The following is a 13,464-nucleotide window of genomic DNA, read 5'->3' as shown; positions in this document are numbered from 1 at the left end:
CACTGAGTGCCAGAAGTTCCACTCAGATGAAATCTTTACGCAACATATGAGCGATGATCGATCGAACGGGCTCGGAATTCCGCGCCAAAAGGGCCTCTGACATGCCAAAACGGCCACCCCGAGGGGTGGCCGTCATCACAGCGGGAAGCGGACCCGAGGGGACCCGCGAGGTCTCAGCGCTCCTTGAGCGCCTGCTCGATGGTGCGCATGACCTCGTCCAGCGGGGCGTCGGTCCGGGCGACCGTCACCAGCACTTCGCCGTGCGCGGAGACCGACGCCGGAGCCGGCTGCGGGGCGCCCCCGCCGCTGCGTCCGGCCCCGATGCCCGTGCCGAACGTGCGGCGCACGATCGCGAAGGCGTGGTCGAGCTGGGCCTCGACGTCGCCCTGCCCGTCGGCCCTGAGCCAGCGCCGCAGCACGTGGTTGTGGGCGGTGACCACGGCGGACGCGGCCACCCGGGCCAGCAGCGGGTCGTCGTTGGCGTCGTCGTCGTGCGCGTGCTCGTCGAAGTGGCCGAGCAGGTAGCGGGTGAAGAGGCGTTCGTAGCGGGCCACCGACGCGATCTCCGCCTCGCGCAGGGTGGGCACCTCGCGCGTCAGCCGGTAGCGGGCGACCGAGATCTCCGGCCGGGCCGCGTACATCTTCATGACCTCCTTGATCCCACGGCACACCGTGTCGAGCGGGTGCTCGTGCGCGGGGGCCGCGTTGAGAACGGCCTCCGCCCGGATCAGGGTGTCGTCGTGGTCGGGGAAGATCGCCTCTTCCTTCGAGCGGAAGTGCCGGAAGAAGGTGCGCCTCGCGACCCCGGCCGCGGCCGCGATCTCGTCGACCGTGGTCGCCTCGTAGCCCTTGGTGGAGAACAGCTCCATGGCCGCGGCCGCCAGTTCTCGGCGCATCTTGAGCCGCTGGGCGGCCGCGCGGCTGCCCGCGGCGCTCTCGGGCGCGTCGGGCGTGACGGGTGTGCGTGAGGACCTGGCGGGCTGGGACATGACCTGAACGTACTGCATGCGCGCAGCTCGGTGCGCAGGTCCGGGTCCTGCCCCGGCCCCGGCGGACGGGGACCGGCCGGCGGGCCCGAGCAGCCCGCCCCAGTCCCCGCGCGCCGGGCGGCGGTCGCCCAGCCCGTCAGCGGCGGGCATATTCGCGGAAGCCACGGCCGGTCTTGCGGCCGAGGCAGCCCGCGGCCACCAGGTGCTCCAGGAGCGGGGCCGGAGCCAGTCCCGGGTCGCGGAACTCGCGGTGCAGGACCTTCTCGATCGCGAGCGAGACGTCGAGTCCGACGACGTCCAGCAGCTCGAAGGGGCCCATCGGGTAGCCGCCGCCCAGCTTCATCGCCGCGTCGATGTCGTCGAGGGTCGCGTAGTGCTCCTGCACCATCTTGATCGCGTTGTTCAGGTACGGGAAGAGGAGCGCGTTCACGATGAAGCCCGCGCGGTCCCCGCAGTCGACGGCGTGCTTCTTGATCCGCGCGCACACCTCGCGGACCGTGGCGTGGACGTCCTCGGCCGTGAGCACCGTGCGGACCACCTCGACCAGCTTCATCGCCGGTGCCGGGTTGAAGAAGTGCATGCCGATGACGTCCTGCGGGCGCGAGGTGGCGCGGGCGCAGGCGACGACCGGGAGCGAGGAGGTCGTCGTGGCGAGGACCGCGCCGGGCTTGCAGACCTTGTCCAGGGCCGCGAACAGCTGCTGCTTGACCTCCAGGTCCTCGGCGACCGCCTCCAGGGCGAGGTCGACGTCGGCGAAGGCGTCGTAGGAGCCGGCCGGGGTGATCCGGTCCAGGATCTGCGCGGCGGCCTCGGCGGTCAGCCGGCCCTTGTCGACCGAGCGGGACAGCGACTTGCCGATCCGCGCCTTGGCGGTCTGCGCCTTCTCCTCGCTGCGGGCGGCGAGGACGACGTCGTAGCCGGCCTTGGCGAAGACCTCGGCGATGCCCGAGGCCATGGTGCCCGAGCCCGCGACCCCGACCGAGGAGACCTCGCGGCCCGCGGCGCCGGTCCCGCCGGACGACGGCGTCAGCGCGTCCGCAACGACCGTCGCGCTGCCGGGGGAGTCGTAGGTGTAGAAGCCGCGGCCCGCCTTGCGGCCCGTCAGGCCCGCCTCGCTGAGCTGCTTGAGGATGGGGGCGGGCGCGTGCAGCCGGTCGTGGGACTCGGCGTACATGGCCTCCAGGACCGTGCGGGCGGTGTCCACGCCGATCAGGTCCAGCAGGGCGAGCGGGCCCATCGGCAGTCCGCAGCCCAGCCGCATCGCGGCGTCGATGTCCTCCCGGGAGGCGTAGCGGGCCTCGTACATCGCGGCCGCCTGGTTGAGGTAGCCGAACAGCAGGCCGTCGGCGACGAAGCCGGGCCGGTCGCCCACCGCGACGGGCTCCTTGCCGAGGTCGACGGCCAGCTCGGTGACGGCGGTGACGGCGGCCGGCGCGGTCAGCACCGAGGAGACCACCTCGACCAGCTTCATCGCCGGCGCCGGGTTGAAGAAGTGCAGGCCCAACACCCGCTCCGGACGGGCGGATTCGGCGGCGAGACGGGTGACGGAGAGCGCGTTGGTCCCGGTGGCCAGGATGGTCTCGGGCCGCACGACCGAGTCCAGCTCACGGAAGATCTGCTGCTTGATCTCGTACGACTCGGGAGCCACCTCGATCACGAGGTCGGCCTCGGCGGCCGTGCGCAGGTCGGTGGAGACGCGGACGCGGCCCAGGACGGCCGTGCGCTCCTGCTCGGTGAGCCGCCCGCGCTGCACGGCGCGGGCGGTGGACGTCTCCAGCGCGGCGACGGACCGCGCGGCCTGGGCCTCGCTGACGTCGACGCCGATCACCTCACGGCCGGCCTTGGCGAGGACCTCGGCGATGCCGGTGCCCATGGTGCCGAGGCCGATGACGGCGATCGTCCGGAGCGGGGACAGAGGGGTGTCGGACAGGGGAGTGGCCATCGCGGACTCCAGGAAGAGGGTGACGACTGAAGGAACGCGCCCCGGTACGCCCGAGGGACCTCTGCGAGGCCCGGGCGCACCGGGTGCACGGAAAAGGAATGCGGGTGTTGTGCCGGGCTGCGAGCGCACACGCCCGGTGCCGTGGCCGAGGGCGTGCACACGCCCGGGGCCGAACGGCGGATCCGACCGGCCCTGTCCCGTGGCCGGGTCGTACAGCGGTACACGTGGTACCGAACCGACGTCTCGCGGCGACTGCGTCACCAGGCCGCCACGAGGAGGTGCGAGTGGGTGTCTCGCTCGTATGAGCTTAACCGGTGGGTAACGAGCGCGCCAGCCCTCTTCCGCCGATCCGTTCTGTGACGTGTCCCGCACCGGTCAGGCCTCGGACGTCGAGGCGGCACCGCCGTCGGACCGTCGTGCGGTCTTCCCCGGCGCGGGGACGGCACGGGCTGTGCGCCCGGTCGTGCTCCCGTGCGCCGCCGCGCTCCGTGCGCCACCGGCGCTTGTCCTACGCTCGGCGCATGGACGAAGAGTTGCGATCCCTCACGGAGCGCTTACGGCACGAGTCCGGCGCGACGGCCGCGTACGAGCGGCTGGCGGGCGCCGCGGACCCCGACGAACTGGCGGACGTTCTCACCGAGCCCGGACAGCCCTTGTGGGCCAGGGAGCTGGCCGCGTTCCGGCTCGGACTCGCGGGAGACCGGCGGGCCTTCGAGACGCTCGTCCTGCTGCTGAACCACCGCGACCCCCCGCGCTGCGCCTCCGCCGCCCACGCCCTCGCCCGCCTCGGCGACCCCCGCACCGCCCGGGCCGCGGCCGCACTGGCCACCAACGAACTGCGCGTCGCCTATGCCCTGCACCCCGTCCGGCTGCTCGTGGAACTGCGCGCACCCGAGTCGGTGCCCGCTCTGATCACGACGCTGCAACGGCGGCTGCGCCCGCACGACCCCTACCGGAGGGTGGCCCTCGCCTGCGTCGAAGGGCTGGGCGCGCTGGGCGACCGCCGGGCCCGCCCGGTGCTCAACGACGCCCTGGCCCATCCGGTGCTCGCGCAGGCGGCCGTGCAGGCCCTCGCGCGGATCCCCCGTCAGCGTTGACGGCGCCTCAGATGACCGTCGGCTAGGGCCGCTTCAGGGGCAGACCGCCCCCGTGGCGCACCTCCGGCACGGCGACGCCCGCCACCTCGAAGGACTCCTCGGCACCGTCCGCGGGAAGCCCGGCTCGCGCGTAGAAGCGGCGGGCCGCGAGGTTGTCCCTGAGCACCCACAGCCGCATGGCCGGGTGCCCCAGGGCCTCGGCCCGCCGCGCGGCCTCCCCGAGGAGCGCGCGTCCGACGCCGGTGCCGAAGTGGTCGACGGCCGCGTAGAGGGCGTACAACTCGGCGTCCGGCGTGCGGACTTCGCTGTCCCGGCAGGGGCCGAGGGCTGCCCAGCCCACCACCGTCCCGGCACGCTCGGCGACCAGGTTCACCACGCCTGGCCTGCCTCGCCCGAAGCCCGCCCGGCGCCGCTCGGCGTCCTCGGCGACGCTCAGCGCGTCCAGGTACGCCTGCGGCATCAGGCCGCGGTAGGCCCGCTGCCAGCCGCGCACACGGATCTCCGAGACCCGCCCGACGTCCGCGAGCGTCATCTCGCGCACCACCGGGGCCGCGCCGGAGTACCGGGTCGCGGGGGCGGCGCCGTCGGGGGCGGTCGTCCTGGTCGGTTCGCTCATGCGTCCATGATGACCGCGGCCCGACGACGCCCCCGCCCCGGCCGGCCCGGGGCGCCGGTCAGCCGCGGAAGCCCAGGAGGCCGTGCAGCGTCGTGCCGTGGGCCGAGCGCTGGGCGACCTTCGAGTCCAGCGGTTCGGGGTCGGGCTGCGCCGGGCAGACCGCGTCCGCCTCACCGCTCCCGCGCGGCACCACGCCGTCGGCCAGGTACGCAGCCAGGTGCTTGTCCAGGCAGGCGTTCCCGCTGAGCGTGATGCCGTGGTTCTGCCCGCCCTCCTCGACCACCAGGCTGGAGCCCCGCAGCAGCGCGTGGACCGTCGCACCGCCCTCGAACGGGGTCGCCGCGTCGTTCGTCGCCTGGAACAGCAGGACCGGCGGCAGGTTCCCGTTGACGACGTTCGGCGGAGTCTGCGGCCGGGTCGGCCAGAACGCGCACGGCGCGTTGTACCAGGCGTTGTTCCACGTCATGAAGGGCGCCTTGGCGTGCACCGACCAGTTGTCGGAGCGCCACTCGTCCCAGTCGCCGGGCCAGGAGGAGTCCCGGCACTGCACCGCGGTGTAGACGCTGTAGCCGTTGTCGCCGGCGGCGTCGACCGCGGCGAAGTTCTCGTACGCCTCGACCAGCGGGGCGGTGTTCCCGGCGTTCACGTAGGCCGCGAACGCCTCGGCGAGGTGGGGCCAGTAGCCGTTGTAGTAGCCGCCGGGCATGAACGTGTCCTCCAGCTCGGAGGCGCCCACCTTGCCGCCGGCCGGCTTCTTCGCCAGCGCCGCCCGCATCGCGTACCACTTCGCCTCGACCCGCTCCGGGTCGACGCCCAGCTTGTAGGCCTTGTCGTGCCGGGCGATCCACGCCATCAGGGCGCGGTGGCGGTCGTTGAAGGCGAGGTCCTGGGTGAGGTTGTCCTCGTACCAGACGCCGGTCGGGTCGACGATCGAGTCCAGGACCAGGCGCCGCACCCGCTGCGGGTAGAGCTTGGCGTACACCGCGCCGAGGTAGGTGCCGTACGAGTAGCCGAAGTAGTTGAGCCGCTCGGCGCCGACCGCGGCGCGGATCGCGTCCATGTCCCGGACGGCGTCGATCGTGTCGATGTACGGCAGGACGTCGGCGTACTTCTTGCCGCAGGCCTCGGCGAAGGAGCGGGCGCGCTGGAGGCCGGCCCGCTCGATCGCCTCGGTGACCGGCACGGAGTCCGGCCGGACGGGGGCGAAGTGGCCCGGCCGGCAGTTCAGGGCGGGCGTGCTCCTGCCCACCCCGCGCGGATCGAAGCCGATCACGTCGTACTGCGCCGCGACCGCCTTGGGCAGCGCGGAGGCGACGAACCCGGCGAGGCTCAGCCCCTGGCCGCCCGGTCCGCCCGGATTGACCAGCAGCGGGCCCTGGTACGTCTTCGCGGTGTGCGGCACACGGGACAGCGCCAGCGTGATCTGCCTGCCGTCCGGCCGGGCGTGGTCGAGCGGCACCTTCAACGACGCGCACTGCAGGGCCGGCCGGTCGGCGATGCCGCAGCTCTTCCAGGCGAGCTTCGCGGCCGAGACGGGGGAGGCGGGGAGTGACGGGCTCGCGCCGGCGGGCACGGCCGTGACCGTCCCGGCCACGACTGCGGCGGCGGCGCACAGCACGGCTGCGCGTGTGTTCATGGACTGCTCCCGGGACGAAAGGGCCGGCGAAGGCGGACCGCGCGGGTCACGGCCCTTGCCGGATCGTCCCGGAAAGATCGTCGGGAAATACCTGTTCTGCGGCTTATTGACCCGTTCGAGTACCCGGATGCGCTCGAACGCCTCTTAGAGCAGCGTGAGCTGGGTGGGTCCCGGTGCGGCGGGGGGCTCGGCCGGGGCGGGCGGGCGGATGCGGCGCGGTGTCCCCGTGCGCGTGGGGCCGATGCCGTACTCCTCGGCCAGCTCGTGCACCTGACGGGTGATCCGGCGCTGGTACCACTTCGGGGCGTAGGCGCCGTCCGCGTACAGCCGCTCGTACCGGCGCACCAGGTGGGGGTGGTGCTGTCCGAGCCAGGCCATGAACCATTCGCGGGCACCGGGGCGCAGATGCAGGGCGAGCGGGGTGACCGAGGTGGCCCCGGCGGCCGCGATCGCCCGGACGGTGGCGCGCAGTTGAGCCGGTTCGTCGCCCAGGAAGGGGATGACCGGCGCCATCAGCACCCCGCAGCCGATGCCGTGGTCGGTGAGGGTGCGCACCACGTCCAGCCGGCGCTGCGGCGCGGGGGTGCCCGGCTCCACGGTGCGCCACAGCTCGGTGTCGGTGAAGCCCACGGAGACCGAGACCCCGACGTCGGTCACCTCGGCGGACTGCCGCAGCAGGTCGAGGTCGCGCAGGATCAGGGTGCCCTTGGTGAGGATGGAGAAGGGGTTGGCCCGGTCGCGCAGGGCGGACAGGATGCCCGGCATCAGCCGGTAGCGGCCCTCCGCGCGCTGGTAGCAGTCGACGTTCGTGCCCATCGCGACGTGTTCGCCGGTCCAGCGGGGCGAGGCGAGCTGGTGGCGCAGCAGATCCGGCGCGTTCACCTTGACGACGATCTGGGTGTCGAAGCCGATCCCGGTGTCGAGGTCGAGATAGCTGTGCGTGCGGCGGGCGAAACAGTAGACGCATGCGTGCGTGCAGCCGCGGTAGGGGTTCACCGTCCACTCGAACGGCATCCGGGAGGCGCCCGGCACCCGGTTGAGGATCGACCGGGCGCGGATCTCGTGGAAGGTGATGCCGGCGAACTCGGGCGTGTCGAACGTCCTGGTCGTGACCGTGTCCGCGCCGAACAGCGCGGCGTCCGCCGGCCGGTCGTGGCGGGTCTCCACGGCGAGGTTCTCCCAGCGCATGACGCCTCCTCGGTAGCACTGCCCCCACAATAGAACATCTGTTCCCATGATCGTGCGGCGGACCTTTCCCGACCGGTTTGCGATCGGCCCGCGATCGCTTCGCGGGCCCCGATTTGGGCGGCCGAGGACCGGGGTGGTTGGCTTGCCCCGAACCTGAGGCACCCCTGAGCAACCCTGAGCAACACGGACCTGGAGGAACCCCATGGCGCAGGTCGAGGCCACCACCGAGCGGGTCGTCGCGGCGGACCCGGACAAGGTGTTCGACACGATCGCCGACTACAGCGGCACGCGCGGGAAGCTGCTGACCGAGCACTTCAGCGAGTACGAGGTGCGCGAGGGCGGCGACGGCGAGGGCACCCTCGTCCACTGGAAGCTCCAGGCCACCAGCAAGCGCGTGCGCGACTGCCTCCTGGAGGTCTCCGAACCGGCCGACGGCGAACTCGTGGAGAAGGACCGCAACTCCTCGATGGTCACGGTCTGGCGTGTCACCCCGGCCGGCGAGGGCGCGTCCCGCGTCGTCGTCACCACCACGTGGAACGGCGCCGGCGGCATCGGCGGCTTCTTCGAGAAGACCTTCGCCCCCAAGGGCCTCGGCCGGATCCACGACGCCGTCCTCGCCAACCTCGCCGCCGAGGTCGAGAAGTAGCCCAACGCCCCGCGTCCCCCGGCGCGTTGATCATCGTCACCGGATCGAGTGGTTCCCCCTCGTGACCGGGACGGCGCCGTAACCCGTCGCACTCGCCCGTGGTTGTCGCTTGACGCGACAACCGTGTGGCGGGTGCGACGAGGGGAACGGCTGATGGGCGCAACCACTTCGCTGCTGGACGAGCCGGTCACGGCGACTCCCGCGAAAGCCCCGCCGGCGGCCGCCGGCCCCTCGGGAGCGGCCCGGCGCCGGGAGCGGCTGGTCTTCCCCGCCCTCATGCTCGCGCTGCTCCTCGCGGCGCTGGAGCAGATGATCGTCGCCACCGCCCTGCCGAGGATCGTCGGCGAACTGCACGGCCTGGACCGGATGTCGTGGGCGATCACCGCCTACCTGCTCACCGCCACCGTCACCCTCCCCGTGTACGGCAAACTGGGCGACCTCCTCGGCCGCAAGGGCGTCTTCCAGTTCGCGATCGTCGTCTTCGTCCTCGGCTCGGCGCTCGCCGGGCGGGCGGACACCATGGACCGCCTGATCGCCTTCCGCGCCGTCCAGGGCGCAGGCGCCGGAGGGCTGCTGACCGGCGTCCAGGCGATCATCGCCGACATCGTGCCGCCCCGGCGGCGCGGCCGCTGCATGGGCCTGATCGGTGCCGCGTTCGGCGTCGCCTCGGTCGCCGGACCCCTGCTCGGCGGCTACTTCACCGACCACCTCTCGTGGCGCTGGTGCTTCTACGTCAACGTCCCGTTCGGGCTGCTCACCCTGGCCGTCGTCACCGTGGTGCTGAAACTGCCCAAGCCCGCAGCCCCGCCCCGCTTCGACGTCCTCGGCGCCCTGCTGCTCGCCGCCGCCTCCGTCTGCCTGATCCTGCTGACCAGCTGGGGCGGGACCGAGTACGCCTGGAACTCCGCCGTCGTCCACTCCCTCGCCGCCGGGGCGGCCGCCGCGGCCGTCGGCTTCGTCCTCGTCGAGGGCCGGGCCGCCGAACCCCTCGTCCCGCTGCGGCTGTTCCGGGACCCCGTCTTCGACGTCACCGCCCTCGTCGGCCTGGTGACCGGGGTCGCCCTCTTCGGCGCCGCAAGTTACCTGCCCACCTTCCTCCAGATGGTCGACGGGGCGAGCGCCACCGAGTCCGGCCTGCTGATGCTGCCCATGACGGGCGGCGTCGTCGTCGCGTCGATCCTGTCCGGACAGCTCATCACCCACACCGGCCGCTACCGGATCTACCCCGTCATCGGCAGCGCCCTGTCCGTCCTCGGCATGTGGCTGCTGTCCCGGCTGGAGGCCGACACCCCCCGGCTCCAGTACGGCCTCTGGACGGCCGTCCTCGGCGCCGGCATCGGCCTCGTGATGCCGGTCCTCGTCCTCGCCGTGCAGAACTCCGTGCGCCCCTGCGACCTCGGCGCCGCGACCAGCGCCCACACCTACTTCCGTCAGATCGGCGGCAGCGTGGGCGCGGCCGTCTTCGGCGCCCTGTTCGCCGACCGGCTCGCCGACGGCCTGCGCACCCGCCTGCCCGCCGGGTCCGCGACCGCGCTGCCCGCCCCCGAGTCGCTCACCCCGCAACTCGTCCGCGCGCTGCCCGCCCCGCTGCGCGACGCGTATGTCGCCGCCTGCGCGGACGCCATGCCGCGGATCTTCCTCTGGCTCGTGCCGGTGCTCGTCCTCGGACTGTTCATCGCCTTCTTCCTCAAGGAGAAACCGCTCGTGTCCCCCCACGAAGCCGGGACGGCGCCCGCGCCCGCGACCCCGCTCGCCCTGCCGCCCGCCCCGACCGCCGCGGGAGCCCTCGTCCACGGCACCGTGCGGCATCCGAACGGAAGCGCCGTGCCCCGGGCCGCGCTCACCCTCGTCGACGCGGGCGGCGTGCAGACCGGCCGGGGCGCCAGCGGCGAGGACGGGCGCTACACCCTGCCCGCGCCGGACCGCGGCACGTACGTCCTGATCGCCGCGGCGGGCGGCCACCAGCCCCAGGCCGTGTCCGTCACCGTCGGCGAGCACCCCGTCGAGCTGGACATCGTCCTCGGCGGGGCCGGCCGGCTCACCGGCAGCGTCGTCACCGCCGGCGGCGACCCGGTGCCGGACGCCGCCGTCACCCTCACCGACGCCCGCGGCGAGGTCGTCGCCTCCGCCCGCACCGGCCGCGACGGCGGCTACCTCCTCGCCGGGCTCGTCGCCGGGGACTACACGCTCGCCGCCGGCGCCCCCGGCCACCGCCCGGCCGCCGTGCCGGTCACCGTCCAGGCCGCCCGCGAGACCCGCCGGGACGTCGAACTCGCCGGTGGCGCACTGCTGCGCGGCACCGTCCGGGCCACCGGCGGACGGGCGGTCGAGGACGCGCGCGTCACCCTGCTCGACGCGGCGGGCAACGTCGTCGCCACCCTCACCACCGGAGCCGACGGCACGTTCGGGTTCGGCGATCTGTCCTGCGGCGAGTACACCGTCATCGCCGCCGGCTACCCGCCGGTCGCCACCGTCCTGCGGGTCGCCGGAGGCGGTCGCACGGAACGCGACCTGCGGCTCGGCCAGGAGGACTGACGGCGCGCGGGCGCGGGCGGAACGAAGGGCGTACCCCGGCGCACCGCGCCGAAACCAATTCCAGGATTGACGCCCGCATCGAGCGGCGTGCGCCGTACGGTGGGGACGGCGGGACAGATCTTGCACAGCTCTGGGGAGAGAGGGCCTGCGCCATGGACCGTGGCACCGAGAGGGACGCGCCTCCCCGCCGCGGAACCGCGAGCGAGGCGACGGACGGGCCGGAACGGGGATCGCCGCGTCCCGAGGGCGCCGACGCACCCGCCGGCGCCGGGCGCGTACCCCTCGCCGTCGTCGTCGTGGACCGCGAGGGCCTGGTCTCCCACTGGAGCGCGGGCGCACGCCGGCTGTTCGGCGTCGCCAAGGACGAGGCGATCGGGCAGCCCGCCATCGACCTGCTCCCCGTCTCCGGCGCGCTCCCCGACCCCGACGACGACTTCGCCGACTTCGCCGACGACCCCTACGGCGAGTACACCGCCGCCGACGGCGTGGGCCCGGGCCTCGACTCCTCCCTCGGCCGCGGGCTCGGCTACCCGGCCGCCGGCCGGGCCCGGCTGACGGTGCCCGCCCCCGACGCCGGCCACGCGCGCGCCGACGTGCTGTGGTGGGCCTACCCGCTGGTCGGACCGGGCACGGAACGGCTGCTGGTGCTGGCCGCCGACGCGACCGCCCTGCGCCCCGAGGAGCCCGCGAACCCGTCGGCCGTCGAACGCATCGCCCCCGGCTTCGCCCTGCACACCGACTTCCCCGGCGCCGAGGACCTCGCCCGCAAACTGCCCGAGATCCTGCCCAGCATGAGCGTCGGCGAAAGCGCCCGCATCGTCGCCCAGGTCCTCGAACTCGGATACCCCGTCATGGAGTTCAGCCAGAACGACCGGGTGCCCGTGACCCCCGACTGGGGCGTGGCCCGGCGCGTCGAACGCAGGGCCCGACAGGCGCGCGCCGCCCGCGCCGCCGCCGAAGGGCTCCCGATACCGCAGGACCCGGCCGACGAGGGCGAGGACCTCGAACACGCCGCCGTCCGCGAACGGCTGGAGTTCCTCAACGAGGTCAGCGGGAGGATCGGCACCTCCCTCGACCTGTCCCGCACCATCGTCGAGGTCAGCCGCGCCGTCGTCCCGCGCTTCACCGACGTCGCCGGCACGTATCTGCGCGAACAGGTCGTCGCCGGCGAGGGATTCCCCCGCGGCGTGCCGGACACCACCACCCTGTGGCACCGCGTCGCCCTGGAGCACACCGACGAACCCGGCCGCTGGGACGACGTCGTGCCCGTGGGCGAGGCCATGCCGTTCCCCGCCCACACCCCGTTCTTCCAGTGCATGACCACCGGCGAGCCCGTCCTCGTGCCCCGGATCAGCGAGCAGCTGGGCCACGCCATCGCCTCGCAGTTCGAGAAGCGGGACATCCGGCCCCTGATCACCGGCCGCTCCATGCTCGTCGTCCCGCTCAAGGCCCGTGACGTCGTCCTCGGCTTCATGATCCTGCTGCGCCACCCCGAGCGCGCCGTCTTCAACGACATGGACCGCGTCACGGGCGCCGAACTCGCAGCCCGCGCAGGCCTGGTGCTCGACAACGCGCGCATGTACACCCACCAGGAAAGCGTCGCGGAGACCCTCCAGGACAGCATGCTGCCGCACATCCCGCCGCGCAGGACCGGCTGCGACCTCGCCACCCGCTATCTGCCGGGCACCCTGCTGGGCCGGGTCGGCGGGGACTGGTTCGACTCGGTGAAACTTCCCGGCGCGCGCACCGCGCTCGTCGTCGGCGACGTCATGGGGCACGGCCTCAACTCCGCCGCGATGATGGGCCAGTTGCGCACGGCCGTGCAGACCCTGGCCGCGCTCGACCTGCCGCCCGCCCAGCTCCTGCGCAACCTCGACGATCTCGCGCAACGCCTGGGCGACACCTATCTGGCGACCTGCCTGTACGCCGTGTACGACCCGATCGCGGGCGAACTGACCCTGGCCAACGCGGGACACATCCCGCCGGTGCTGGTGCGCGCCGCCGACGGCCGCAGCGAGCTGCTCGACCTGCCCACCGGCGCGCCCGTCGGCGTCGGCGGGGTGCCCTTCGAGGCTGTCCGCGTGCGCGTGGAGCCGGGGGACCGGCTCGTGATGTGCACCGACGGGCTGGTGGAGATGCGCGGCGAGGACATCGGCGTGGGGCTGGCGGCCCTGTGCGAGTCCGCGGCCCATCCGGCCGCCTCCATGGACGACGCCTGCGACACGATCGTCCGCGCCCTCGCCGCGGCCTTCTCGCGGGCCGGTCACGGTGACCGCAAGGACGACGTCGCCCTGCTCATGGCCCGGCTCGGCGGCATCGAGCCCGCAGACGTCGCCGAACTGCTCCTCGCGCCCGACCCGGCCGAGGTCGCGAGGGCCCGTGCCGCGGTCCGCGAGCGGCTGCACGGCTGGGGACTGGACGCCCTCGCCGACACCGCCGCACTCATGGTGAGCGAACTCGTCACCAACGCCGTGCGGCACTCCCGCGGACGTCCCGCGGGACTGCGGCTCGTCCGCGGCGACACCCTGCTCTGCGAGGTCGAGGACGACGACCACGAGCTGCCCGACCTGCTGAGCGCCGGACCCGGCGACGAATCCGGGCGCGGGCTGCGCGTGGTGAGCGCGCTGGCCCGCGAGTGGGGTGCGAGCCGCACGGCGGACGGGAAGTCGGTCTGGTTCGAACTGGCGCTGCCGCACCGCTGAATCCGCTCCGCCGCCCCCTCCACCGCCCCTCGCCCGGACGCGGCCGTCCGCCCGGCGGCCCGCCCGCCCCGCTCCGGCCGCCCCGCGGGAAGCGGCGCGCGGATCCCGGATGC

9 protein-coding genes are annotated in these 13,464 nt (G+C 73.7%); 4 read left to right on the top strand and 5 right to left on the bottom strand.

Annotated elements, in window-relative coordinates; all coding sequences use genetic code 11:
• Positions 1–173: 173 nt before the first annotated feature.
• A complete protein-coding gene (locus tag ACGFSH_RS20545; RefSeq protein ID WP_393350515.1) occupies positions 174–989 on the bottom strand; it encodes a TetR family transcriptional regulator in 816 nt (271 codons plus the stop codon).
• A 136-nt stretch (positions 990–1,125) separates the two neighbouring features.
• On the bottom strand, positions 1,126–2,931 hold the full coding sequence (locus ACGFSH_RS20540) for a 3-hydroxyacyl-CoA dehydrogenase family protein (RefSeq protein WP_393350513.1): 1,806 nt from the start codon (positions 2,929–2,931) through the stop codon (positions 1,126–1,128).
• A 521-nt stretch (positions 2,932–3,452) separates the two neighbouring features.
• On the opposite strand from ACGFSH_RS20540, the gene ACGFSH_RS20535 reads away from it, so the two are divergent.
• Positions 3,453–4,028 (top strand): adenylosuccinate lyase, encoded by a 576-nt coding sequence (locus tag ACGFSH_RS20535; RefSeq protein WP_393350510.1) that lies wholly within the window; start codon positions 3,453–3,455, stop codon positions 4,026–4,028.
• Positions 4,029–4,050: 22 nt separating this feature from the next.
• On the opposite strand, the gene ACGFSH_RS20530 is transcribed toward ACGFSH_RS20535, so the two are convergent.
• From ACGFSH_RS20530 to ACGFSH_RS20520, 3 genes are all read right to left on the bottom strand, one after another.
• Entirely contained in the window at positions 4,051–4,560 is a 510-nt protein-coding gene (locus ACGFSH_RS20530) for a GNAT family N-acetyltransferase (protein ID WP_393350879.1), read from the bottom strand.
• 142 nt (positions 4,561–4,702) lie between these two features.
• Positions 4,703–6,280, bottom strand: a complete 1,578-nt coding sequence (locus tag ACGFSH_RS20525; protein ID WP_393350507.1) for an alpha/beta hydrolase — start codon at positions 6,278–6,280, stop codon at positions 4,703–4,705.
• Between the two features lie 144 nt (positions 6,281–6,424).
• On the bottom strand, positions 6,425–7,468 hold the full coding sequence (locus tag ACGFSH_RS20520) for an Rv2578c family radical SAM protein (RefSeq protein ID WP_393350504.1): 1,044 nt from the start codon (positions 7,466–7,468) through the stop codon (positions 6,425–6,427).
• A 202-nt stretch (positions 7,469–7,670) separates the two neighbouring features.
• Between ACGFSH_RS20520 and ACGFSH_RS20515 the strand changes: the two genes are divergently transcribed.
• The 3 genes from ACGFSH_RS20515 to ACGFSH_RS20505 all read left to right on the top strand — a co-directional run bounded on the left by ACGFSH_RS20515 (position 7,671) and on the right by ACGFSH_RS20505 (position 13,351).
• Complete coding sequence (locus tag ACGFSH_RS20515; RefSeq protein WP_393350501.1) at positions 7,671–8,114, top strand: SRPBCC family protein; 444 nt, start codon at positions 7,671–7,673, stop codon at positions 8,112–8,114.
• Positions 8,115–8,267: 153 nt separating this feature from the next.
• The gene (locus ACGFSH_RS20510) at positions 8,268–10,649 is read left to right on the top strand and encodes an MFS transporter (protein ID WP_393350498.1); all 2,382 of its coding nucleotides are present in this window, start codon (positions 8,268–8,270) and stop codon (positions 10,647–10,649) included.
• 152 nt (positions 10,650–10,801) lie between these two features.
• Positions 10,802–13,351 carry a SpoIIE family protein phosphatase gene (locus ACGFSH_RS20505; protein ID WP_393350495.1) on the top strand — a complete coding sequence of 850 codons (2,550 nt, stop codon included), beginning with the start codon at positions 10,802–10,804 and terminating at the stop codon, positions 13,349–13,351.
• Positions 13,352–13,464 lie beyond the last annotated feature (113 nt).

The organism is Streptomyces sp. NPDC048481 (genome assembly GCF_043200075.1).
Classification (GTDB): Bacteria; Actinomycetota; Actinomycetes; order Streptomycetales; family Streptomycetaceae; genus Streptomyces.
Note: the sequence above shows the minus strand (reverse complement) of the source record. Positions and strands in the feature narration are given on the sequence as shown.

Bases quoted from the DNA above. Each gene is read 5' to 3' on its own strand.
- ACGFSH_RS20545 (WP_393350515.1), bottom strand. From the start codon at position 989: ATGTCCCAGCCCGCCAGGTCCTCACGCACACCCGTCACGCCCGACGCG.
- ACGFSH_RS20540 (WP_393350513.1), bottom strand. From the start codon at position 2,931: ATGGCCACTCCCCTGTCCGACACCCCTCTGTCCCCGCTCCGGACGATC.
- ACGFSH_RS20535 (WP_393350510.1), top strand. From the start codon at position 3,453: ATGGACGAAGAGTTGCGATCCCTCACGGAGCGCTTACGGCACGAGTCC.
- ACGFSH_RS20530 (WP_393350879.1), bottom strand. From the start codon at position 4,560: ATGACGCTCGCGGACGTCGGGCGGGTCTCGGAGATCCGTGTGCGCGGC.
- ACGFSH_RS20525 (WP_393350507.1), bottom strand. From the start codon at position 6,280: ATGAACACACGCGCAGCCGTGCTGTGCGCCGCCGCCGCAGTCGTGGCC.
- ACGFSH_RS20520 (WP_393350504.1), bottom strand. From the start codon at position 7,468: ATGCGCTGGGAGAACCTCGCCGTGGAGACCCGCCACGACCGGCCGGCG.
- ACGFSH_RS20515 (WP_393350501.1), top strand. From the start codon at position 7,671: ATGGCGCAGGTCGAGGCCACCACCGAGCGGGTCGTCGCGGCGGACCCG.
- ACGFSH_RS20510 (WP_393350498.1), top strand. From the start codon at position 8,268: ATGGGCGCAACCACTTCGCTGCTGGACGAGCCGGTCACGGCGACTCCC.
- ACGFSH_RS20505 (WP_393350495.1), top strand. From the start codon at position 10,802: ATGGACCGTGGCACCGAGAGGGACGCGCCTCCCCGCCGCGGAACCGCG.